The organism is Solibacillus sp. FSL W8-0372 (genome assembly GCF_037969735.1).
GTDB lineage: Bacteria > Bacillota > Bacilli > Bacillales_A > Planococcaceae > Solibacillus > Solibacillus faecavium.
Genome location: NZ_CP150204.1, coordinates 3,620,318 through 3,641,584, shown reverse-complemented (window position 1 = coordinate 3,641,584; position 21,267 = coordinate 3,620,318). Strand labels below are relative to the sequence as shown.

22 protein-coding genes are annotated in these 21,267 nt (G+C 36.2%); 18 read left to right on the top strand and 4 right to left on the bottom strand.

Annotated elements, in window-relative coordinates:
- Window positions 1-302 precede the first annotated feature (302 nt).
- The 3 genes from MKY13_RS18595 (at window position 303) to MKY13_RS18585 (ending at window position 2,535) form a co-directional block, all read left to right on the top strand.
- Window positions 303-1,097: an AraC family transcriptional regulator gene (locus tag MKY13_RS18595; protein ID WP_191701361.1), complete on the top strand. Its 795-nt coding sequence runs from the start codon at window positions 303-305 to the stop codon at window positions 1,095-1,097.
- Between the two features lie 282 nt (window positions 1,098-1,379).
- On the top strand, window positions 1,380-1,637 hold the full coding sequence (locus MKY13_RS18590) for a hypothetical protein (RefSeq protein ID WP_339214394.1): 258 nt from the start codon (window positions 1,380-1,382) through the stop codon (window positions 1,635-1,637).
- Between the two features lie 25 nt (window positions 1,638-1,662).
- The gene (locus MKY13_RS18585) at window positions 1,663-2,535 is read left to right on the top strand and encodes a M15 family metallopeptidase (RefSeq protein ID WP_191701359.1); all 873 of its coding nucleotides are present in this window, start codon (window positions 1,663-1,665) and stop codon (window positions 2,533-2,535) included.
- 38 nt (window positions 2,536-2,573) lie between these two features.
- Here MKY13_RS18585 and cls read toward each other — a convergent pair whose 3' ends face one another.
- Together cls and MKY13_RS18575 are read right to left on the bottom strand one after the other, a co-directional pair.
- Window positions 2,574-3,989: a cardiolipin synthase gene (cls, locus tag MKY13_RS18580; RefSeq protein ID WP_339216971.1), complete on the bottom strand. Its 1,416-nt coding sequence runs from the start codon at window positions 3,987-3,989 to the stop codon at window positions 2,574-2,576.
- Between the two features lie 145 nt (window positions 3,990-4,134).
- The gene (locus MKY13_RS18575; protein ID WP_339214391.1) at window positions 4,135-4,935 is read right to left on the bottom strand and encodes a YwqG family protein; all 801 of its coding nucleotides are present in this window, start codon (window positions 4,933-4,935) and stop codon (window positions 4,135-4,137) included.
- 397 nt (window positions 4,936-5,332) lie between these two features.
- Here MKY13_RS18575 and MKY13_RS18570 point away from each other — a divergent pair, with 397 nt between their 5' ends.
- The gene (locus MKY13_RS18570; protein WP_176141992.1) at window positions 5,333-5,470 is read left to right on the top strand and encodes an Lmo0850 family protein; all 138 of its coding nucleotides are present in this window, start codon (window positions 5,333-5,335) and stop codon (window positions 5,468-5,470) included.
- An 89-nt stretch (window positions 5,471-5,559) separates the two neighbouring features.
- Here MKY13_RS18570 and MKY13_RS18565 read toward each other — a convergent pair whose 3' ends face one another.
- Window positions 5,560-6,750, bottom strand: a complete 1,191-nt coding sequence (locus MKY13_RS18565) for an FtsW/RodA/SpoVE family cell cycle protein (protein WP_191701357.1) — start codon at window positions 6,748-6,750, stop codon at window positions 5,560-5,562.
- Between the two features lie 285 nt (window positions 6,751-7,035).
- Here MKY13_RS18565 and MKY13_RS18560 point away from each other — a divergent pair, with 285 nt between their 5' ends.
- From MKY13_RS18560 to MKY13_RS18530, 7 genes are all read left to right on the top strand, one after another.
- Window positions 7,036-7,785 carry a hypothetical protein gene (locus tag MKY13_RS18560; RefSeq protein ID WP_339214388.1) on the top strand — a complete coding sequence of 250 codons (750 nt, stop codon included), beginning with the start codon at window positions 7,036-7,038 and terminating at the stop codon, window positions 7,783-7,785.
- 97 nt (window positions 7,786-7,882) lie between these two features.
- Window positions 7,883-8,956, top strand: a complete 1,074-nt coding sequence (locus tag MKY13_RS18555) for a D-alanine--D-alanine ligase (protein ID WP_339214386.1) — start codon at window positions 7,883-7,885, stop codon at window positions 8,954-8,956.
- A gap of 12 nt (window positions 8,957-8,968) precedes the next feature.
- A complete protein-coding gene (murF, locus tag MKY13_RS18550) occupies window positions 8,969-10,339 on the top strand; it encodes a UDP-N-acetylmuramoyl-tripeptide--D-alanyl-D-alanine ligase (protein ID WP_339214384.1) in 1,371 nt (456 codons plus the stop codon).
- Window positions 10,340-10,439: 100 nt separating this feature from the next.
- Window positions 10,440-11,132: an alpha/beta fold hydrolase gene (locus MKY13_RS18545; protein WP_339214382.1), complete on the top strand. Its 693-nt coding sequence runs from the start codon at window positions 10,440-10,442 to the stop codon at window positions 11,130-11,132.
- A gap of 365 nt (window positions 11,133-11,497) precedes the next feature.
- Window positions 11,498-13,048: a DEAD/DEAH box helicase gene (locus MKY13_RS18540; protein WP_339214380.1), complete on the top strand. Its 1,551-nt coding sequence runs from the start codon at window positions 11,498-11,500 to the stop codon at window positions 13,046-13,048.
- 219 nt (window positions 13,049-13,267) lie between these two features.
- Window positions 13,268-13,747, top strand: a complete 480-nt coding sequence (locus MKY13_RS18535; RefSeq protein WP_191701351.1) for a PH domain-containing protein — start codon at window positions 13,268-13,270, stop codon at window positions 13,745-13,747.
- A complete protein-coding gene (locus MKY13_RS18530; RefSeq protein WP_191701350.1) occupies window positions 13,740-15,212 on the top strand; it encodes a PH domain-containing protein in 1,473 nt (490 codons plus the stop codon). Before MKY13_RS18535 ends, MKY13_RS18530 begins: the two co-directional genes overlap by 8 nt.
- A gap of 50 nt (window positions 15,213-15,262) precedes the next feature.
- Here MKY13_RS18530 and MKY13_RS18525 read toward each other — a convergent pair whose 3' ends face one another.
- Window positions 15,263-15,886, bottom strand: a complete 624-nt coding sequence (locus MKY13_RS18525; protein ID WP_191701349.1) for a rhomboid family intramembrane serine protease — start codon at window positions 15,884-15,886, stop codon at window positions 15,263-15,265.
- A 90-nt stretch (window positions 15,887-15,976) separates the two neighbouring features.
- Here MKY13_RS18525 and acpS point away from each other — a divergent pair, with 90 nt between their 5' ends.
- The 7 genes from acpS to MKY13_RS18490 all read left to right on the top strand — a co-directional run bounded on the left by acpS (window position 15,977) and on the right by MKY13_RS18490 (window position 21,205).
- Complete coding sequence (gene acpS, locus MKY13_RS18520) at window positions 15,977-16,330, top strand: holo-ACP synthase (protein WP_339214377.1); 354 nt, start codon at window positions 15,977-15,979, stop codon at window positions 16,328-16,330.
- A 65-nt stretch (window positions 16,331-16,395) separates the two neighbouring features.
- On the top strand, window positions 16,396-17,394 hold the full coding sequence (locus MKY13_RS18515; protein ID WP_339214375.1) for an outer membrane lipoprotein carrier protein LolA: 999 nt from the start codon (window positions 16,396-16,398) through the stop codon (window positions 17,392-17,394).
- Window positions 17,395-17,581: 187 nt separating this feature from the next.
- Window positions 17,582-18,700, top strand: coding sequence for an alanine racemase (gene alr, locus MKY13_RS18510; protein WP_191701346.1), 1,119 nt, complete (start codon window positions 17,582-17,584; stop codon window positions 18,698-18,700).
- Between the two features lie 169 nt (window positions 18,701-18,869).
- Complete coding sequence (locus tag MKY13_RS18505; protein WP_191701345.1) at window positions 18,870-19,157, top strand: transcriptional regulator; 288 nt, start codon at window positions 18,870-18,872, stop codon at window positions 19,155-19,157.
- A 4-nt stretch (window positions 19,158-19,161) separates the two neighbouring features.
- Entirely contained in the window at window positions 19,162-19,512 is a 351-nt protein-coding gene (locus MKY13_RS18500; RefSeq protein ID WP_191701344.1) for a type II toxin-antitoxin system PemK/MazF family toxin, read from the top strand.
- A 285-nt stretch (window positions 19,513-19,797) separates the two neighbouring features.
- Window positions 19,798-20,196, top strand: coding sequence for an anti-sigma regulatory factor (locus MKY13_RS18495; protein ID WP_191701343.1), 399 nt, complete (start codon window positions 19,798-19,800; stop codon window positions 20,194-20,196).
- A gap of 16 nt (window positions 20,197-20,212) precedes the next feature.
- The gene (locus MKY13_RS18490) at window positions 20,213-21,205 is read left to right on the top strand and encodes a PP2C family protein-serine/threonine phosphatase (RefSeq protein ID WP_191701342.1); all 993 of its coding nucleotides are present in this window, start codon (window positions 20,213-20,215) and stop codon (window positions 21,203-21,205) included.
- Window positions 21,206-21,267: the final 62 nt, after the last annotated feature.

Genomic DNA, 21,267 nt, shown 5'->3' with positions numbered 1-21,267 from the left:
ATCATTTTGAACTATAGTATTTGTTAAAATTAGGTTGAAAGGAAAAGTTAGAATATGTTAATATTCACTATAGTTACTAATAAATGCACAAATATATACGAAATATATTATAGTTAATGGAACTCAAACAGCAAAAAAATAATTACTTTACATAATATTTTGTAATTTATTATAGGAAATTTGGCAGATTGGATGGAGCGGTAGGCATCTTTATCTGCAATGTAAGGACAAAATCACAGATTAAAGTTGTCTTTAAAAGTTTAGAAACAGAATGTCTATTCTGAAGAAAGATGGGGTAATTTATGCAACTACATCAGTATTCGATTTCGGAAACAATTTCAAAGCGCTATTTTCAGGAGATTGACAATATTAATCAATATGCAGGTATTGAAGATTTTTTTGTATTGGAATCTCGATTAATTTTTGAGATTTATCATCTAGAGGCAACAAAGGCGAAAAAGACATTACATGAAATAATAGACATCCTATCTGCACGCTTTGGCAAACAAGTGATAAAAGTTGTCCGTTCATATTTTGTTACTTTGTCATCAATTGTGGCACGTAAGCTGTTAGACAACCAGGTTCCATCTAAAAAAGCATTTGCCTTCAACTTAGCATGTGCGGATATGGTTGAAAACAAAATGAAAGACGCCGAGTTTCTGCAATTTGCAGATGATTTAGTAGAATTTTATGTATACTTTATTGCTGATCGTAAACAGCCAACATTCCGTCATCAGACAGTAAACAAAGTGATTATGTACATAAATGATGAGCTTGAAAATGATTTGACAGTTGAAAGCATTGCAGCAAACTTCCATATAAGTACGAGTCATTTATCACGAATATTCCGTGAGCATGTAGGTATAACATTGGTGGAATATTTAAATGTCCGTAGAGTAGAAGAATCTCAATACTATTTACGTCATACGAATAAGAGCATTACATCAATTTCCGAGCAGTTCCACTTTTGTAATCAAAGTTACTTCACAAGAATATTTAAAAAATATACAGGTGTGACACCGAAGCATTTCCGTGATGAGTTGCATCATGAGTTTTTCCGTTTTGAAATGTCAGAAGTCGTTTATGAAAATGTATGATGTTTTAAATCTACAACATTAAATACTAATCAACATAATCAATAATTGCATTTTTATCTAAAAACTTTTAATGAGAAGTTTCAGAAAAAAAAGAAAAATATTCGAAAACTCTGCATGGATTATCGTTTTACATGTAGAGTTTTTCTTTTGCTAATAATGAAGCGATTAATTAAGATTTTCAAAATTGATTCTCATTCAAACTAGTTTTATACTAACTAGAGGTTAAAAGATAGGTTGCCTTAATCGAATAGGGAATTTTGCAATCATAGTTTAAGGGAGATAATGATGAAAAAGTATGAAAAAGCAGTATCGCTTGTATTAGTTGCAGGAGCAAGTTTATCAGCATTGTATTTTATCGTAAAACAAAATATGGAAGCAGCGATTTTATCAATGACGATTATGTTTACATTCACAAATTTTTTCCGTTCAAGGACATTTAAAGAAAAAGGTCATGTAAAAGAAGCAAAATGGATGCGCAATATGTCTGCATTGTTTGCAGTTTTATCGATAGTTGTATTATTAGTCATTGTCAGCGGATAACAATAAAAGAAGAAGGCGAACTTTAATGAACTACAAAGCAAAAAGAAAGAGTCCCATCGCTTTGATTTTTTCCATTTCCATCATTTTATTAATCGCGATTCTGGGCTCCGTTTATTATAAATATAATAGTGCTCAGACACCGGAGCAACCGGTCATCCCAATGGAGGAGGAAACAGCGGAGTCAGATAAATCATCTACTCCTTCTCCAATGGAAGGGAATAATTCCGAAACAAAACTACAGGAGGAAAAACCTCCAACTGTGCCAGGTACGAAAAACGAAAAACCGGTTGAGGAAAATCCAAAAACACCGTCTGCAGATACTAAAGAAGAAGCAATACTAGAAAATGGCTATATTGTAGGACAAAAACCTGCAACAGATCCTACGTTTATAAAAGGTGTTTTAATAGTAAATAAAAAAATACCTCTACCGGCCTCATATAATAAAGGCGAGGATTCCAAAGCACGTGCAGCATTTGAAAAAATGGCTGAAGCTGCCAAGGGAGAAGGGATGGAGCTAGTAGCATTTAGTGGCTTCCGTTCTTATGAGTATCAAAAGTCATTATATGATCGGTATGTGAAAAGAGATGGGAAAGATGCTGCCGATCGATACAGTGCGAGACCAGGTTATTCCGAACACCAAACAGGCTTAGCCTTTGATATTGGCGAGAAAGGTAAAGAGGATCTGTGGTTGACGAATGCTTTCGGTGATACAAAAGCGGGGCAATGGTTAGCTCAAAACTCTCATAAATACGGCTTTATATTACGCTACCCTAAAGGTAAGGAGCAGGTTACCGGTTTCATGCATGAATCATGGCATTTCCGTTATTTAGAAGGAGATTTGGCAACAAAGGTTTATGAAGCAGGAGTTACATTAGAAGAATATTTAGGAATAAATTAAAAAAATGGGATGTGCTGTTCATAAGCGCATCCCATTTTCTATAAAATCGGTGATAATAATCGTGACATCGATTCTCTGAATTTAGTGTAGTTTGAACGGTTTTTATAAAGCTCCAATGTAAGCTCGGAGCAATCCATTATGTCTCTTTCAAATATTTCTGCAAGACGATGGGCCAATAAACGGTCATAGATAAGGGCATTCACTTCAAAGTTTAAACTAAAGCTTCTTACATCGATATTGGCTGTTCCGACAGAAGCAATCTCATCATCAACGACAATCATTTTTGCATGAATAAAGCCTTTTTCATAATGATATACTTTCGCACCTGCTTCAACAAGCGGACCTACATATGAATAAGTGGCCCAGTAGACAAACATGTGGTCCGGCTTATTTGGAATCATAATGCGCACATCAATACCTGTAAGAGTTGCGATACGGATGGCATCAAAAAATGATTCATCTGGAATGAAATACGGGGACTGTATGTACACGTATTTTTTTGCATTTGATATTAAATGCAAATAATTATTTTTGATTACTTCCCATTCTGTATCAGGTCCGCTTGATATAATCTGAAGGGCGGCCGTTCCTTTTTGTGGAATAATGGGGAAATAACGCTCTGCATAGATAATATCGTTTTTGGCACTCGCCTGATTCCAGTCCAATATAAATCTTGTCTGTAATGGATGAACAGCACTACCTTCAATACGCAGATGAGTATCTCGCCAGTAACCGAATCGATCAGATAGGCTTAAATATTCGTCCCCTACGTTAAACCCACCTATATAGCCGATTCTGCCATCTATAACAGCGATTTTACGATGATTCCGGAAGTTTAAACGAGGATTGATTAAAGGGAGGATGGATGGGAAAAATACCTCTACTTCTCCTCCTGCTTCAATCAGTTCTTTAAAATGACGTTTGCGAATGCCACGGGAACCCATTTCATCAAATAGAACCCGTACTTTCACACCTTGCTTGGCTTTTTTTATTAATGCATTAATAATTCTTTGCCCTAAATTATCCAGTTTAAAAATATAATATTGAATGTGGATATGATTTTTTGCGTGGTTTATATCACTAATAAGTGCTTCAAACTTGTCACTACCATCATCGAAAATTTTCACATCATTATCCTGTGTTAAAACGGCATTATTTGTTTTTAAATTCATATAAATAAGATGGCTATAATTTTTTATATTCTCAGTACGCAACTCCAGTTCATTATTCTCAATTGCTTCGATTTGATAATTAATGAGCTGTTCAATTCCAATATCTTTCCTTCCATCCCACCGGAATAAGTGCTTTTTCCTCAACTGCCTTCCCAATAATAAATAGAGGAAAAATCCAACAAACGGGAGGAAAAAAAGTACGAGTAACCATGCCCAAGTGGATGAAGGCTTTTTACGCTCTAAAAAGATAACTGTTATTGCAAAAAGAATATTTAAAACCATTATAATAGGGAATAAAAAATAGCCTTGAATAAGAGAGCTCAAAAAGTTCACCTACCTTCCTTCTTTTCTCCATTATAGCGTACGGAGGCTAAACAAAAAAAGAAACACTCGACAATTCTCTAAAAGCGAGTGTATCTTAATTTTCTTAATACTCTTCCACATGGAAGTATATATCCGAGAAATCACATTGCGCTAACTTTTCCGAATTAATAAAGAAGCTAATAATACCACTATCTCCCCACATTATATTTTGTTCATCGTTAGAAACAATCTGTAGCAATAATGTGTCATAATGCTGCAAATACATAGAACCCTTTCGGAAATCCTGATGAATAAAATACGGGTAGCCTCCAATTTTATGTTCCGCTGCTAAATAACTTTCCAGATAAACATCTTGGAATGACCGCTCATCTAATGTAATTGACGTATTCATCATTTCAGGTTTGAAATAATTATGTAGCCGATAGTCCATGGCTGATACAGGTTCAAATTGTTTAGTAGGGAGAAGCTTCATTTCCTGCTGAATTGGAAAATTATTTAAATCTACGTCTTCTAAATAGGTAAAGTCATGAATAAATTGATTATAGTGTGCAATATGAGGGATATATTGAACTTTAAAATGACAATATTCCGAATGTGACTTTACTTTCTCATAACATTGTTGAGTAATATAAAATTGTAAAATACCTTCTTTAGGAAATGGATGGCCTAGCTGTATTTCCGAGAAATTCAGCTGTGCCAAAAACAACATATATCGATTTTGTCTATCTTTAGGATGCTCCATTTCATGGGTTAAGAACGGCAAACCAGCAAATTTACTTTCGTGCAGAAACGCCGGCTCCATTACAGGCTTTAATATAGCCACCTGTTCAGCAGAATGACTTAAGCTCGTATAAAAATTAATTAACTCTTTAGGGATAAATATATTTTTATCTAAATGTGCCATTTGATGTTCCTCCTTTTGAAGTAATTTAATTTGAAATAGTCAATATTACTTCAAAACTGTTCGTGATAATAACACTATTTCCACTTGTAAAATTTGCTAAACATGCCTAAAATTTAAATGCGAATTGTTTTTAATATGTAAATAAAATATTTGTTAAACATAAATAAATTGTTTGGAAACAAGTAAAAATCCCACAAAATATTTTTTTAAAGGGTTTATTTATTAGGGGAAAAGGTTAAGTTTAACTATATTTAACTTTTGTAATGAAACTGAAAAGTATAAATAAGCTTTTCCATGATATTATATAGAAGTAGAAGGTCTGACCTTTAAAAATTGAAACTTTTAAAACCAAAAATCGTTATATATATTAGAAAAGGAAAGTTTGAGGTGTAATCAAATGGCGAAAGAGATTGATTTAAAGCGTATTGTTACAAACTTATCAAAATTAGGTGTTACGGCGACAGTTACGAAATCTCGTCTTGAGCTTTTAAAAGTTTTAACACCACCAACGCAAACTCCACAAACACAAAATTAAAGAAATTCAGGTAGGATGCGAGTTATCTTCATCCTACCTGAATTTCTAAGTAGTAGAGGACCCTTTATAATAAAATGGGTCCTTTCATTTTATTCGTCGTCGGGATCATTCGTAGTAAACATATACGTACGGTAATGAAACTTCATACTGTATACGAGTCCGATTGCAAGAGCATTCCCCATCATCGAACTTCCTCCGTAACTAATGAAAGGTAAAGGAATCCCTGTGATAGGTAATAGTTGTATCGTCATCCCGATATTTTCAAAAACATGGAACGTAATCATGGCAATAATTCCTGCACATACATAAGTACAAAATGGATCTTTAAGTAACAGTGTCGTTTTTGTTAAATGGTAAATTAACAAAAAGTATAAGCAAATAACAGCGCTCGCCCCAACAAAGCCCCATTCTTCACCAATTACTGCGAAAATAAAGTCTGTATGGTTTTCTGCAACATATACTTCACGTGCCATAAACCCTTTCCCGAAAATCTCACCTGAACCTATCGCATTAAGTGAGGTAATTAAGTGATATCCGTCTGAAGATGCATATGAGTACGGGTCAATCCAAGAATAAATACGGGCAAATTGATATGGCTGGAATCCAAATGTTTTTTCAAGGAAATCCTGCATGTACAGTGCCATCCATAATAAAGATCCGCCGATAACAGCGGCTCCGCCGAATAAAGGTACAATTATTTTCCATGTAACACCGGCAACAATAACAAGTGCCGCGGTAATCGCAAAAAATACTAATCCCGAACCTAAGTCAGGTTGCAGCATAATTAAGAAAAGAGGCACAATTAGTGTTAATCCAATTTTACCGAGTAACATGAAATCCGATTTGATCGTTTTAATTTGGTATCTTTCATTATGCTTACTTATTAAATAAGCAGTAGCTAAAATGAAAAATGTTTTCATGAACTCAGCAGGTTGAATGCTCCCGATAGGTGTATTAAACCAACTTTGTGCACCGTTACGATAAATTGTTATATTTGTTGAGGGCGGAATGGCTACAACTGCAATTAACAAGAGTAGTCCAAAACCATAAAGCGGCCATGCCAGTTTTTTGTATTGATCCGGGTCAAAGTACATGACAACTGCGACTATAAAGGCAAAAATTGCATAGTTTAGTATTTGTCGAGGAACAAAGTTTGTCACGTATTGCCCGGAAGTTTGCGCAGAAGCGATAGCCAGTAAGCTTACACCAAAAAATATAAATAGTATGATAGTAAGCGGCCAGTCGAAGCGCTTATTAAAATTATAATTGTTTGTATCCATTCATTTCACCTTAAGTTATTAAATTTAACCCATCTAGGGGTTAGAAGATACCAACAAATTGAAGGCATTTAATATGAGAACGGTTAATTAATTTACCCATTCAAGAAAGTATCGAGCTTAAAATAGAGTAATATTTTAAGCTTTATTAACTTTATCATATTCTTAAAAAAATTACTTTAGTAAGTCCAATTTAAAAGTTCGACGAAACATATGAGAAAATGTTTCAAATTTGAATAAGAAGTCATATAATAATCATATTATTCATGTTAAAGGGGCGTGCAAGTAGTGGCAAAGAAATTGAAGTCTGCTGAAGATTTTATGCATCATTTATATGTCCATATGAACGATGTGGAAAATTTTGTTATTTATAGTGGGCTTACGCTGAGGGAATTTATGGCTTCAGTAGAACCGGTAAAGAATGTTTTGCTATTAAGGCATGCCTACGACAATGGCTCTTTTAACATGCATACGCAATTTGATTTTGTTACTAATGAAGATATGCGGGATTTTTTGAAAAGAGAAAGCGACTTAAAACAGGATATATGCTGGGTAGACTTCGCGGCAGAAAAAAATGTTAATGCATTGACGCCGCTGGAACAGGCAGAGCTTCTCTATTTAAGTCATAAGCGTGAACCATTAGCATCACCTTTTTTCAGCAAGTTGCAAAATCGGTACGCTTATTATTCATCTGTGGCAGACAAAATGACAAAAGTATATTATCGTTTCATTGGTGATTCTGAAATACTCATATCGAATTTATTTAATCAAATGATAAGAGAAAAAGAAGGAGGAGGAAGTTTTTGGAGAAGAAAAAACAAAAATAATTCCCCTACAATTGATCCTTCTACATTAAGATTATATAGACCATTTGCAAAAGAGGGTGCATTGCTTTCGTTATATAAATTAGATAAGCCAAATGCCCATTATGCAATCGAAGTTCGAGTGTTAAGCGACTATGATTATCCCGATGAAGTTTGGGATGATTTAGATGAAATATTAAAACAAGGCTATGATGAATTAATACAAATTAGTTAACACTCACAGCGAACCGGCAGTGAGTGTTTTTTATCCGATTTCAGCGTACAGGAGATTCGTGATAAAATAACGTTAGTAAAAACTGGAGGTCAAAAGAATGAAAAAAAGAATCGGTTTATTATATGGTGGTAAGTCTGCCGAGCATGAAGTATCACTATCTACTGCAAAGGCTGTAACGCAGGCAGTAGATTTTAATGAGTTTGACGTCTTTCCGATTTTTATTACATTAAAAGGTGAATGGCGTGTTGGACCTCAATTATCAGAACCCGCTCAATCAATTAAACAATTACAATTTACAACGACTTCAGAGCAATCTGAAAATAATATAACGCAATTCATAAATGCTCATATGGAAAATCCATTCGATGTAGTTTTCCCATTATTGCATGGAACAAACGGTGAGGATGGCACTGTACAGGGCTTTTTGGAAGTTTTGAATATTCCTTATGTAGGAAATAGTGTCCTTGGTTCTGCAGCCGGTATGGATAAAGTAGTAATGAAACAGTTATTTGAAATGGCGAATTTACCCCAAGTACCATATGAATCTTTTATTCGTAGTGAATGGGAGCATGATAAAACAACATGGATTAATAAATGCGAAAAAGCATTAGGTTACCCTATGTTTGTAAAACCGGCTAACCTTGGATCTAGTGTTGGAATTAGTAAAGCAACCAATGCGGAAGAGTTGGAAAAAGCAGTACAATTCGCATTGCAGTATGACCGCAAAATTGTCATCGAACAAGGTATTAAAGCACGTGAGATTGAGCTTGCCGTTTTAGGGAATGATACTCCAAACGTTTCTGTAGCGGGTGAAATTAAGCCAATGACAGATTTTTACGATTATGATTCAAAATATAAAGACGGCTCTACAGCCTTGATTATTCCAGCCGATTTGCAAGCAAATGTCTATACAGACTTAGTTGATATGGCGAAAAGAGCGTTTAAAGCAATTGATGGAGCAGGGTTAGTCCGAGCGGATTTCTTCGTAACGGATAATAATGAAATCTTCATTAACGAAGTAAATACAATGCCAGGTTTCACACCGGTTAGTATGTACCCGTTGCTATGGCAGCATACAGATCTAACATATCCTCAACTAGTTAAGGAACTTATTAACTTAGCATTAGAGCGTCATACAGAAAAACAACAGCTTCAATACAATAGAGATTGAGTGGGATAAAAAGTGAAAAAAAAATTACAGCAACTCGCAACATGGCTAACGATAGAAAATCAAGCATTTCCTGATACGGTTGTCACAGGTATTTCCATTGATACACGCACAATTGCTAAAGGTGATTTATTTATTCCTTTTCGCGGTGAAGCGGTAAATGGGCATCGCTTTGTGGAACAGGCATTTGAAAAAGGTGCAGCAGCTTCATTGTGGATGAAAGATGAACCTAACCCACCGGAGAATCTACCGTTAATATTTGTAGATGATCCGGAACAGGCACTGCAAAAAATGGCGGAATGTTATCGCAATGAGCATAAAGCAACATTTATCGGTATTACTGGTTCAAATGGGAAAACTTCCTCCAAGGACATTTTGGCGGGAACTCTTTCTCCATATTTTAAAGTACAAAAGACGATTGGTAATTTTAATAACCAATTAGGTTTGCCGATTACAATTTTACAGCTTGATGAAGATACAGAAATATCCGTTTTGGAAATGGGTATGAGCGGCTTCGGAGAGATTGAGTTTTTAACTAAACTAGCACGCCCGCATTATGTAATAATTACAAATATCGGCGAAGCCCATATGCAAGATTTAGGGTCGCGAGAAGGTATCGCAAAAGCGAAGTTTGAAATAGTAAAAGGTTTAAATGAGGAAGGTTTGCTTTTCTTTGATGGAGATGAACCATTATTGCAAAGCCTTGTTGCCAGAACGCCAAATTTAAAAACGCAGTCGTTCGGTTTTACACGGAGCCAAGACTTAGTAGCTTCTAATATTGTAGCGACAGCACAAGGCAGTAGCTTTCATGTAGAAGGAGCCATTAATGGAGACTTCTTTATATCTGTTTTAGGGGAGCATCAGGTAAAAAATACATTAAATGCGATGCTTGTAAGTAGAGCTTTAGGGTTAACGGATGACCAAATTCGAGAGGCATTAAAACAAGTTGTGTTGACGGATATGCGAATGCAGCTTATTTCAGTGGGTGAGCTATTATTTATTAATGATGCATATAATGCCGCACCAACATCGATGCACGCTGCTATTCAATTTATCGAGCAAACGACAATTCGTAAGGAAAAATGGCTTGTTCTCGGTGATATGCTGGAGTTAGGGAATGATGAGCAGTCGATGCATGAAGAAGTGGCTGCCTATATAAACAATCAGAAAATCAGCTATGTTTGTCTATATGGTCCGCGCATGAAATGGCTATATGAAAAGCTGCAAGCTAAATTTGATGCAGCTCACTTAGTGTATTCTGAGCAAGATTATGATCCGATTATAAATAAAATTAAATTAAATGCGACGAGTGAGTCCATAATTTTAGTAAAAGGCTCACGAGGAATGCAGTTGGAAAAAATTATTCAATCAAACGAGTTGGCATAGCTAACTCGTTTTTTTTTCACTAAAAAGCGCGGAAGCTTTTTTCTTCGGCAAGAGTCGCTTATTATATTTAATAAGAACATCAATAAAAGTAGGTGAATTGATGATAACGGGCGTACTTTTTTTACATGGATTTTCTGGTGGACCGTATGAAGTGCAACCTTTTGTGCATTATATACAACAACGTACAGATTGGGTTATAAGTGTTCCTACATTTTCAGGTCACGGGGATGCAGAACATTTATCGATGAAAGGCTATAAGGCTGAGCATTGGATGATGGAAGCGGAAATTGCTTATCGTCAGCTAAAAAAGCAAGTAGATGAAGTAATTGTTGTTGGTTTTTCAATGGGCGGAGTTATTGGTATGTATTTATCAATCCGCTATCCAGTAAAGAAATTAGTGTTATTGAGTGCTGCGATAAAGTATATAGACCCACCCCAGCTAGTGAAAGATGTTCGGGCAATTGCTCAAGATATGGTTCATAAAAAGCTGGAAGAAAACGAATTGTTTGCACGCTATAAAGATAAATTCAAAAATGTCCCACTATCGGCGACGGTTGAATTTATGAAAGTCGTCAAAAAGACGGAACCTTATATAAAAAACATTCAATGCCCAACCTTTATTGTTCAAGGAAGGCTGGACGGCATCGTACCGAATACGACTGCACAGATTTTATACAACCAAATTCCCTCACTGCAAAAGCAAATGTATATTTCAGATTGTGGAAAGCACCATATTTGTTATAGTGATGATTGTGACGAATGGTTCGATGCGGTGTTCAAATTTATAACGTGAATAAATGTCAGACTATTCGATACAAGCATTATCATTGCATACCGTTACAACCCATGTTAGACTAATAAGAGCAATGGATACATTTTGTGCGAAGACTCTTCAGACTTTATGATGAAGAGTACTTTTTTTTGATAAACGGTTTTATTCTATTTTTTTAAAAAAGCTAGAACAAATAACAACGGTAGAATTGAACCGCTCGGCAATGACCGGGCTTTCCTTTTCATATAAGAGACTCTGCATGTGAAGCAGAGAGAATTTTTTAAGTAACGGAAACGTTCCACATACAATGGCTCGAAATTTGCCGCCATTTCATCTGAAAATGTAACCATTTGTCAACTTATATAGGAAAAAGGAGATTGAAGAGTTTGACAAATTTTTCAGAATTAAACATTAGTGAATCGACATTACGCTCTATTAAGCGTATGGGGTTTGAAGAAGCAACACCAATCCAAGAAGGAACAATTACGTTTGCAATGGCTGGTCGTGACGTATTAGGTCAAGCACAGACAGGTACTGGTAAAACAGCTGCATTTGGTATTCCATTAATCGAGAAAATCGATCCAAAAAATCCAAATGTTCAAGCGTTAGTAATTGCTCCAACTCGTGAATTAGCAATCCAAGTTTCAGAAGAACTTTATAAATTAGGGTATGACAAACGTGTTAAATTATTATCAGTTTACGGTGGTCAAGAAATTAGCCGTCAAATCCGTGCATTGAAAAATAACCCTCAAATTATCGTAGGGACACCTGGTCGTATTCAAGACCATATTAATCGTCGTACATTACGATTAGACGAAGTTCAAACATTAATATTAGACGAAGCAGACGAAATGTTAAACATGGGCTTCATCGATGATATTAATGCGATTTTAGAAAACGTACCATCTACTCGCCAAACATTACTATTCTCAGCGACAATGCCTCCAGCAATCCGTAAAATTGCAGAGACATTTATGAAAGATCCTGAAATCGTAAAAATTAAAGCGAAAGAATTAACAATGGAAAACATTGAACAATTTTTCGTGAAAGCAACAGAGCGTGAAAAATTCGATGCATTATCTCGTTTATTAGACTCTCAAAAACCAGAATTAGCAATCATCTTCGGTCGTACAAAGCGCCGTGTTGATGAGTTAAGCCAAGCTTTAGGTTTACGTGGCTTCTTAGCAGAAGGCATCCATGGTGACTTATCTCAAGCGAAACGTATTTCTGTTTTACGTCAGTTTAAAGAAGGTAAAATCGATATTTTAATCGCAACAGACGTAGCGGCTCGTGGTTTAGATATTTCAGGTGTAACTCATGTTTACAACTTTGATATTCCACAAGATCCGGAATCATACGTTCACCGTATCGGCCGTACAGGTCGTGCAGGTAAATCTGGTGTTGCAGTAACATTCGTAACACCTCGTGAAATGGGTTACTTACGTATCGTAGAAGAGACTACTAAAAAACGTATGACACCTTTACGTCCACCATCATCAGAAGAAGCATTAGTAGGCTTACAAGAAGATGCAATGCAATCATTGGTGGAATTAGTTCAAAATAACGATTTAGGTAACTATCGTGAGTTAGCTGCTCAGTTATTAGAAAGTAACGAAGCAATTGACTTAGTAGCAGCAGCACTTAAATCAATTACAAAAGAACCGGATGCTACACCGGTTTCATTATCTGAAGAGCGTCCATTACCAATGCGTCGTGAACGTTCAGGTGGCGGTGGCAACCGTGGCCGTGGTGGTAATGACCGTAATCGTGGTGGTGGTAACCGCAGTGGCGGTGGAGACCGTCGTGGTGGAGATCGCCGTAGTAGTGGTGGCGGAAGCCGTAGTGGTGGCGGAAGTCGTGAAGGAGGTCGCCGTGAAGGTGGCGCTCGTCGCGAAGGATCTCGTGATCGCCGTCCTCGTCCACGTCGCGAAGACTAATAACATTCAAACACATCAACGAGTTACGTTGATGTGTTTTTTTTACATAAAAGAGTAGTTGAAATATAAACTTTTTATAAATTATTTAACAAAAATTCCATTTATATATACTATATAATGTAATGGGGAATTTTTAACGCCATTTTTTTATGGGAGAAGAATGAAACAATTAAGAGATTGAATCGTATAACATACTAGAAAGAAAGAGGTGTAGAGCTTGTGAGAGAACAACCGAAATACCAATTACCGAAAAAAGCACAAACTGTTTGGCGATTATATGGACTAATTCAAACTATTATTATTGCTCTTCTCGTCGGTGGAGTTATATTTCTAGTGGTGACATTTGATTGGCCACAATGGATTATGTGGATTGCTATTGCATTTGTAGTCTTGTCCATTATTTTTTCCATCGCGGTCTTTCCGAGTGTACGTTGGCGAATTTGGCGCTATGAAGTGCGAGAGCAGGAAATCGAGATTCAAAGTGGGTTATTTGTCGTAAAACGGACATTAATACCAATGGTGCGTGTTCAGCATGTAGATACGGAACAAGGCCCGATTTTAAAAAAATATACGTTAGCCAATATTTCCATTTCTTCAGCTGCAACTGTACATACGATACCGATGTTAAAAGTAGAGGAAGCCGACTTACTACGGACAAAAATTTCTGAACTTGCAAGGGTGGCGGAAGATGATGTCTAACGAAAAATATAAACTTCATCCCGTTACAGCTATTATTAATGTGGTAAAAGCATTGAAAGACCTATTGATACCGATTGTTATTATCATAGTTGCAAATGGCTTTAATTTTAATTTGGATTATCGCAGTGAAACATTTTTCAGTGAAATGATTCCACTTTTTATTTTAGTGATTGTCGTCTTCGGTACGATGGTGAGCGGTCTTATTAAATGGTGGACGTTTGTGTACTGGTATGAAGATAGCGAACTGCGGGTTGAATACGGATTATTCGTAAAGAAAAAGCGTTACATTCCATTCGATCGAATTCAAAATTTAAATTATAAAGAAGGAATTTTCCATCGCCTCTTTAAGCTCGTTCAAGTGCAGGTAGAAACGGCGGGGAGCAAAAGTGGTAAGCCTGAAGCTGAGTTAACGGCTGTTACGAGAGCAGCGGCAGATGATGTAGAAATCCAAATGAAAAAAGCGAAGCAAAAAACACCGATTGAAAGTGAATTAATGGAAGTGGTAGAAGAGGAAGAAGCGCCTTCAACTATTTTGCACAAAATGAAGGTCCCTGAACTGTTATTATTGGCATCCACTTCAAGTGGAATCGGCGTAGTATTGGCAGGGGTTTTTGCTGTCTTCTCACAATTTGCAGAATTTATTCCGTTTGATGCGATATATGATGAAGTGGCATTTTTAATGGAATACAGCTTCATCGCGGCAATGATACTGATCGCTCTTGCTCTCATGGTAGCGTGGATAATATCCGTTGGCATTACATTTTTGAATTATTATAACTTCACGGTGAGTAAACAGCAGAACCGTTTAATCATTACGCGAGGGTTAATTGAAAAAAAACGTGTAACCATTCCGTTAAATCGTGTACAGGCAATTAAACTTGTGGAAAATCCATTCCAGCAAATGCTGGGTTTAGCATCGATTGCAGTGGAAAGTGCTGGTGGAGGATTCAGTGGGGAAGCAGATAAGAAAATTATATTATTTCCGTTAATTGCAAAAAAGGAAGCGTTAAAACCATTGGCTGAGCTATTTCCTGAATATGATTTTCACCTTTCGGAAGCAATTCAGCCTCCTAAAAAAGCATTACCTTTTTTCTATCGGATAGATTTTATTTGGCTTGTACCATTGATAGCCGCTATTTCTTATTTTTTCTATCCATTCGGATTACTGTCCTTACTATTGGTTTTACCAATACTTTTGTTAGGAAGATGGCAATTTAAAACGACGGGCTATACAATTGAAGGTCAGCAAATTACAATTGTATCTCGTATGATTAGCCGTGTTACCTTTTTTGCTTTAAAAAAACGTGTACAGGTAACACAGGGGAGTCAAACCTATTTCCAAAAACGCCGTAAAATTGGTTCTGCGAAAATTATCGTTATGTCTGGGATGGCAGGGGCTTCGGCGACGGTTCGTCATATAGACCAAAAAGAAGTTGAAAAGATATTAACTTGGTACGAATATTAAAAAGAATAGGATGTGTGCAAAGGCGGTTCCTTTTTCACACATCCTATTTTTTATTTTACTCGTTTTATAGAGTTGTTGCGCCAACGAACCATGTTTTTTGGATTAAAATAAACAAATCCTAAAATAAAGCCGGTAACGAGTCCGCCTAAATGAGCCGCGATATTAATATTAGGTGTTACGAAAGTCATTATTATACTAATGACGATTAATGGTAGCATGATTTGTTTTAATTGAGGGAATAAATGTCTCGTGTAATAAATGAGTGCCCCAAACGCACCGAATATACCATAAATCGCACCACTAGCCCCTACACTAGCGTAATCTGGGGCCTGTGTTACAAATGTAGCAGCACCACCGAAAATTCCTGCTAAAAAGTAAATCGTTAAAAAACGAACTTTACCAGCTATTTTCTCCAGCTCCGGACCAAATAAAAATAGTGAGAACATATTAAAAAGAACATGCATAAATCCAGCGTGTAAAAACATCGACGTAATAATACGCCACCACTCACCAGTGGCAATTAGACCATTAACACTAGCGCCTGCATAAAGTATTTCCCTTCCTAATGAAGGAATTAATGTCAAGGTGTATACGATTAAATTAATCGCAATGATTGACGAGACAATTGGATATAACGTAATGTATTGTTTGAAATTTTCTCTGCGAATAAACATTTTCCACCTCAATTATGTCGATATAAAATAATACAAATTATTATTCATTATACATTGGACTAATGTTCAAATGAAAGGGAGAGCTACTAATTGATTAAAGGTATTGGTTTAGATTTAGTAGAATTGGATCGAATTGAAAAGATGTTAGGGCGTTCTGCAAAATTTGCACAACGTATTTTAACGGAACGCGAATTAATTATTTTCGATGAATTATCACCAGCTCGGAAAGTGGAGTTTTTGGCTGGGCGCTTCGCTGCAAAAGAGGCATATTCAAAAGCTATCGGTACAGGTATTGGTAAAGGGTGTGAACTCCACCAAATGGAAATTTTAAAGGATGGGCTAGGAAAACCAGTCCTCTATTTTGATGGTGAACTGGTAAATGGCTTTATTTCTATTACACATACACGAACAACGGCAGCTGCTCAAGTAATCTTAATGCAATAATACATACATGCCCTCATTCACTCATATAGTAATTTATCGAAAAAGTTAATCGAAAGGATGAAACTTTGAAACTCCGACTGCTAGTTGTTGTCGTTTGTTGTCTATTTTTGGCGGCGTGTGGGAAAGCAACGAAAGATGAAGTGATTGAAGATGTAAACAAGAAATGGAATGAGGCAAAGGGTTATGAATTAAGTGCTTCAATGGAAGTACGTACTGGGGCTGAGCCGAGAATTTATGATGTGAAAGTATGGCATACGAAACCGGATTTTTATCGAGTAGCAGTTAACCCGCAAGGAGAAACGGAACAGCAGTTAATTGTTCGTAATGAAGAAGGGGTATTTGTTGTAACTCCGGCTCTTAGAAAAACGCATAAATTCCAGAGTGAGTGGCCGAAACAAAATAGTCAAGCCTATATTATTGGAACGCTTGCAGATGATTTAATGGCGGATTCAAAAGCTGTTATGACAGAAGATGATTCAACTTATACATTTGAGCTGGCTACACGGAATGTAGATCAAACAGCTTTACCTATCCAGCAAATTATGGTTGATAAGAAAACAATGCTTCCGACAAAGGTTAGTGTGTTAGACGAGTCTTTACAAGAGCAGGTTGTTATAACATTTGGAGAAATTAAGTTAGGTGTACAACATACCGCAAAGGATTATGAAGTAGAAAAGTTCACTGAAAAAGAAGAGAAAAAGGCAGCATCAGCAGATGTTGTAAATACAGATTTCAGTGTATACTATCCAACAATTGACTGGGCACATACTAAGTTGACAGATGAGTATGAGGTTAAAGAAGATGGCAATTCCCGTGTTATTTTAACATTTGAAGGTGAAAAACCATTTACATTAATGCAGCAACCAATTCAATATGACAACATGGTGTTACCTGTATTCTCACCTGGGGATCCAGCTGATTTAGGCTACACGATTGGCGCAATTACAGATCATTCTATTCAGTGGGATAAGGATGGCATGACATTCTTTATTGCATCTACAAAATTATCTAAAGAGGAATTATTGGAAGTGGCAGCTAGTGTGCAGCAAAGTAGTATGAAATAAATTGCCATGACAGATGATTTATTGCGAACCTAGCTATATGTCTTCTAAAAAAGATGCATCTTGCACATACTTGTGCAAGATGTTATTTTTTTGTATTAATTTTAGCTTTATTCGAAGTGAAATGTATGCCATAATTTTCTTAACATTTACGGGGTGTTTATACTTTTAAAAAGAGGGTAAAGTCAAAATGGAAAAACCAATAAATTACCGACCTACAAAAGCAATTATTGATTTACAAGCAATCGAACATAATCTCATTTCATTACGCCAATATATTGGCAAAGACATTCAAATTATTGCGGTAGTAAAAGCGAATGCATATGGGCATGGAGATGTAGAAGTGGCAAGAACAGCTATTCAGGCAGGAGCAACGATGCTAGCTGTAGCAACACCTGATGAAGCTGTACACATGAGGGGAAATTTTAAGGATATTGATATTTTAGTGTTGGGTGCTACACCACCTAATTTTGCTCCTTATGCTTCCCAGGAAAATATTATCCTTACCGTATTTTCAACAAGCTGGATCGAAACGGTAAAACAATATATACCTTTGGCAAATCAATTAAAGCTTCACATTAAAGTTGATTCAGGTATGGGGCGTATTGGAGTCTCTACGAAAGAAGATTTACTGGAATTGTACGAAGCAATTGTTATGTCCAATGATTTTATTTTGGATGGTATTTTTACACACTTTGCAACAGCAGATGAAGAAGATTCATTGTACTTTGACAACCAAGTAACCCTATTTAAGGACTTTTTGAGTGTATTGCCAAAAAGACCAAGACTAGTCCATGTGGCAAATACTGCTACCACTTTAGTTAAAGAGCCGTCTTTACAGTATGATGCGGTTCGCTTCGGTATTTCGATGTACGGATTATTACCTTCGTCTTTTGTTGGTTCTAAAATGCCGTTTCCAATTAAACCTGCATTTTCACTACATACTGAACTCATACATATAAAAAAAATGCATGCAGGGCAATCGGTTGGCTATGGTGCAACTTATACGTTAGAGGAAGATTGCTACATTGGTACCATTCCGATTGGATATGCGGATGGCATGCTTCGTAAGCTCGAAGGTCAAGAAGTGCTTGTTGGAGGAAAAAAGGCGAAAATTGTCGGCAGAATTTGTATGGATCAAAGTATGATTTTACTGCCAACAGCATATAATGTAGGAGAAGAAGTTGTATTGATTGGTCGCCAACAGCATGAACAAATCACAATGGATGATTGGGCAACTAAACTCCAAACGATTAATTATGAAATACCATGCGTGATTACAGCTAGAGTTCCTAGGGTATACAAATAAATTTCGATGTAATTTTACTGTAAAAAATTCCAAAAAATCGAAACAAATATGTTCACATTTATCCCCCTAATAGCGAGAATTGTCAGTTTTTTTATTTTCCTGTCTTTTCATTGTAGGTAATCAATGATAGAATTAATGGGAAATGGGATGTTCGGTGGAGGTGCTTGTTTTGTACGCGAAGGAATTGGTAGAAGTAGAAGAAGTGGTAATTGACATACCAAATGAGCTAGTTACTCAATTTGAAAGAACGTTTGGACGCAATACTGAGAGTGGTTATATGATGGCGTATTTGGCGACTCAAAAATATACAAAGCATATGCAACCAAATCAAATACGGGAAGCTTTAATAAAGGGCTATGTGGAAATGTCGCAAATTAATCTGACAATTTGCAGTGAGTGCTTGCATGCAGAGTATGAAGCGGAACATATGGTGGAGCGTCTCGTAAGCGGGGGATGACAAGTTGATTGTAAAACGTGGAGACGTTTTTTTTGCTGACCTATCACCAGTGGTAGGTTCAGAACAAGGCGGGACTAGACCCGTGCTTATTATACAAAATGATATTGGAAATCGTTTCAGTCCAACTGTCATAATAGCTGCAATAACTGCGCAAATTCAAAAAGCAAAATTACCTACACATGTAGAAATCGATGCGAAAAAGTATGGTTTTGAACGCGATTCGGTAATTTTGCTTGAGCAATTGCGTACAATTGATAAGTCACGATTAACAGATCGGATTACTCAGCTTGACACAAAACTAATGCAGGAAGTCGATATCGCGCTCAATATTAGTTTAGGACTCGTAAAATTTTAATACATAAAAAAAGCATCGAAACTTATGGTTTCGATGCTTTTTATTATCTTCACAATAATATTATTTTATAAATAGTAAGCTGTAATCATGTAAAAATATAACAAATAGTTTACAATAAATACATCGAGTATTTATATAGATATACTTCTAATTAAAAATAATTTTGAAATCAAATTTAAGTTATAAACATACCGTATGCTATAATAAAAAAGATTAATAATTCCGAAAATTGATAATGTGTATTAACTCCGTATAATGAAAATGTAGGGAATTGGAGGCACTATGATGAAGACGAAATCTACCGTAGAGATTATAACAGAATGGGATATTGTAGCTGCACGCCAACTTGGACGAAACGAAGCGAAAGCTATTGGCTTTGGCGCGGTAGATCAGGCTCGAATTACGACTGCAATTAGTGAACTTGCCAGAAATATATATTTATATGCTAGGGCAGGGGAAGTGACAATCGAGCGTATTAGCGAGGGTGTGAAAGTTGGTATTCGTATTACAGCGGCAGATAAAGGACCCGGAATAAATAATATAAAAAAAGTAATGGAAGATGGTTATTCCACTTCCGGGGGGCTAGGTGCAGGGCTGCCAGGTGTTAAAAGATTAATGGATACGATGGATATCCAATCCTCTGTTGAAAAAGGAACGACTATAATTATTGAAAAATGGGTTTAGTAGGATGTGATAAAATTTGAAAGAGCTGCAAATGCAATATCAAAAAATATTATCGGACTTTTTATCAAATCAAACGGAAAGGAATTTATATATTGGCCAAAACTTTATTCGCCAGTTAATCCAGAAGAAAGTAGCTCCGGAAGAAGTAATAAATATTCATAAACATGCGATGGAGCAACTCTATCCTGACTTACCCGAATATATTTCGCATAGCTATGATTTTTTAATTGAGATTATGGTCCATTTTGGTTTAACCTTAAAAGAGCATCAAAGTTTGTTAGAACAGCAGGAAGAACTGCGTATGGAGATGAATGTTGCTACAAAAATTCAAAATATGATATTGAGCACGGAAATTCCCCAATTTAAAGATATTGATATCGGAATGGTATCAATACCGATACGGAAGATGAATGGTGATTATGTTCATTTTTTGGGAGATAAATCGAATGTGAGTGTAGCGGTAACGGATGTTGTAGGGAAGGGTGTTCCGGCAGCGCTTTGTATGTCGATGGTAAAGTACGGTCTTGATACACTTGAATGCTCTAATAATGCACCGTCTCATATTTTGGGAGTGTTAAATCGAATTATTGAAAAAAGTGTAGATGATAGTATGTTTGTCTCAATGTTTTATGGTACTTACAATGTCGAAAATGGTAAATTTACATACGGTTCAGCTGGTCATGAGCCCTCTTTATATTATAATTCCAGTAAAAGAACTTTTTTCGATTTAGAATCAAAAGGATTACTTTTGGGTGTTATGCCCGAAGTTAAATATCCACAATACGAAGTTCAGCTCGAGGAAGGCGATTTCATCGTAATGATGACAGATGGCGTAACAGATTTCCGGAAACAGGGGGAACTGGATCCACGGGATGTAATTAAAAACATAGCATTGAGTTATCGTCACTTTACGGCTCAGGAAATGTGTGAAAAAATGTATGCATACTTAAAGAGTCTGCCGGAGTTTGATTTAGAGGATGATTTTACAGTCGTCATTTTTAAAAAATAAATAATTTTATGTTTAGTTACCTAGGGTTTTGGGTAATGTAATTAAGTTTATAGATGGAGGTG